This window comes from Asanoa sp. NPDC050611, assembly GCF_040654855.1.
In the GTDB taxonomy this organism is placed as follows: Bacteria; Actinomycetota; Actinomycetes; order Mycobacteriales; family Micromonosporaceae; genus Asanoa.
The window spans coordinates 1-2268 of the sequence record NZ_JBFAIU010000609.1 but is presented as its reverse complement, the minus strand read 5'-3'; the positions used below and the strand labels follow the sequence as shown (position 1 = coordinate 2268).

At 74.5% G+C, this 2268-nt stretch carries 3 protein-coding genes; all 3 read right to left on the bottom strand.

The genetic code is table 11. The features are described 5' to 3' along the window. On the bottom strand, nucleotides 1–566 hold a 566-nt coding region (locus tag AB0H87_RS40900; RefSeq protein ID WP_360158971.1), incomplete at its 3' end, for an ABC transporter ATP-binding protein. Next, on the bottom strand, nucleotides 563–1636 hold the full coding sequence (locus AB0H87_RS40895) for a peptidoglycan-binding domain-containing protein (RefSeq protein ID WP_360158968.1): 1074 nt from the start codon (nucleotides 1634–1636) through the stop codon (nucleotides 563–565). The genes AB0H87_RS40900 and AB0H87_RS40895, both read right to left, overlap by 4 nt. After that, nucleotides 1633–2268, bottom strand: a 636-nt coding sequence (locus tag AB0H87_RS40890) for a hypothetical protein (RefSeq protein WP_360158965.1), incomplete at its 5' end; no start/stop codon positions are given. The genes AB0H87_RS40890 and AB0H87_RS40895, both read right to left, overlap by 4 nt.

Sequence of the window (2268 nt, the reverse complement as noted above, 5' to 3'; positions counted from 1 at the left end):
GTGCCCGCCGCGTGCAGGTCGCGCAGCAGACCGAGCACGCCCGCGCCGGCGGCCGAGTCCAGGTTGCCGGTCGGCTCGTCGGCCAGCAGCACGCCCGGCGCGCCGACAACGGCCCGGGCGATCGCCACCCGCTGCCGCTCGCCGCCCGACAGCTCGTGCGGCTCGTGGTCGAGCCGGTGGGCGAGCCCGACGCGGTCCAAGGCCTCGGCCGCCCGTTCGCGCCGCGCGGCGAGGCCGACCCCCGCGTACAACAGGCCGTCCGCGACGTTGTCGAGCGCGCTGACCCCGGGTGCCAGGTGGAAGCTCTGGAACACGAAGCCGATCCGGCGGGCCCGCAGCGCCGAGAGCTGCCGGTCGGACAGGCGCGACACGTCGTGGCCGTCGACCGCGACCCGCCCGGCGCTGGGCACGTCGAGCGTGCCGAGCAGGTGCAGCATCGTCGACTTGCCCGAGCCGGACGGGCCGACGATCGCGACCAGCTCCCGCTCGCCGATCGTCAGGCTCACCCCGCGCAGCGCCGCGACGCCGCCGGGATAGACCTTCGAGACGTCCGTCAGCTCGATCATTTCGGGATCCCCACGGTGACGCCCTCGGCGACGCCGTCGCCGGTGACCTCGACGCGGCCGTTGGCGAACAGGCCGGTCTCGACGCGGGCGTAGCGGGTGGTCGAGCCCTCGACCAGCTCGACGCCGTAGCCGCCCTCGGCCAGCGCGACCAGCGCCGCCACCGGGACGGTGAGGACGTCGGCGTGCTGCGCGGCGGTGAACGTCACCTCGACCGCGGCGACGTCGAGGCCGGCCCCGGCCGCGGCGTCGGCCAGCGTCACCTGCGCCTCGATCTTCGTCTCCGGCGCGCCGTTGGGGTCGTCGCTCGCCTCGATCACGGTGTAGACCCGGGCCACCTTGCCGTCGACGCGCTTGCCGTCCGGCAGGGCGACCGAGACCGCGGTGCCCCGCTTGGCCAGCCGCTGGTCGCCGACGTCGAGCTGCACGGTGATCACCCGGCTCGTCCCGGTGTACGCGAGCACCTCCTGCCCCGGCCCCGCGCCACCGCCGAGCTTCGCGGTCACGCTGTCGACCCGGATCGGGCCCGGCGCGAACACGACGCGGCCCAGTTCCACCCGACCGGTCTCCTCGACGCCGAGGTCCTCCTGCCAGTCCCGCACGGCGTCGGCGGTGGCCGAGGTGTACTCGTCGTCGACCGTGAAGCCGGTGTGGCCGAGGGCGCGGAGGTTCTGCTCGAGCTGCTTCACGTCGGCGCCCTCGTCACCGGAACCCAGCGCACGGTATGCCGGCACCGTGCCGAGCATCAGCACCACGGGCTTGTCGTCGACCCGATAGATCGGCTTGCCACGGGCGATCACCGATCCGGCGTACGGGAGGGAGGTGACGGTCCCACCCACGCGCCCGGTCAGCGCGGTGGTGTCGCCGTAGCCGAGGGTCCCGTCCACGGTCTGCGTGTCGTCGAGCGTCTGCTTGGTGACGGTCGCCGTCGCCGGCGGCAGGGCGGCCGCGGGCGAGCCCGCGTCCCGGTCACCGAACCCGAACCCGATCGTCGCCGCGGCCGCGGCCCCGACGGCCAGCACGGTCACCGCGCCACCGGCGATCTTGGGTCCGCGGCCCCGGCGCCGGCTCACTTCTGCTCTCCGGACCGCTCAAGCTCCGTCTCGCAGGCCTTCTGCGCCTTCTCGAAGTCCGGGTCGCCGGCGATCTTCCCGTCGATCCGGATGCCACCCTGGTTGGGGTCGGGGTCCGGGAAGCTTTCGACGCCGTTGTCCCGCATGCACTGCGCGTGCGCGAGCATCCGCTCCCGCATCTGCGGGTCGGCCTGGCCGCCGCCCGGGCCGCCGGACGGTGCGTACTCCTTGCACGCCTCCTGCGCCGCGTCCACGTCCTGGCCCGGCTTGGCGTTGATCCGCTGGCTGATCCGGCCGCCGTCGATCTCCGGGTCGGGCATGTCGACGCCGTGTTCGCGCATGCACTGGGCGAACTTCAGCGCCCGGTCCGCCACGTCCTCCTCGGCCGGGGCTCCGCTGGTGGCCGCCGCGCTCGGAGTGCCGCCGACCGAGGCGACCGCGGGGCCGTCGTCTCCACCGGATCCGCACCCGGCGGCCAGCGCCACGAGCAGGGCGAGCGGGACCACCGCGTACGCCATGGATTGCCGTCTTCTCATGACCTCTCCCGCGAACAGGCGGGCCGACTCGCTGCTTCGGTGCGCGGGTTCGCGGCGGCCGTCGCCGACCGGACGAGCCACCTCGACGTGCTGATC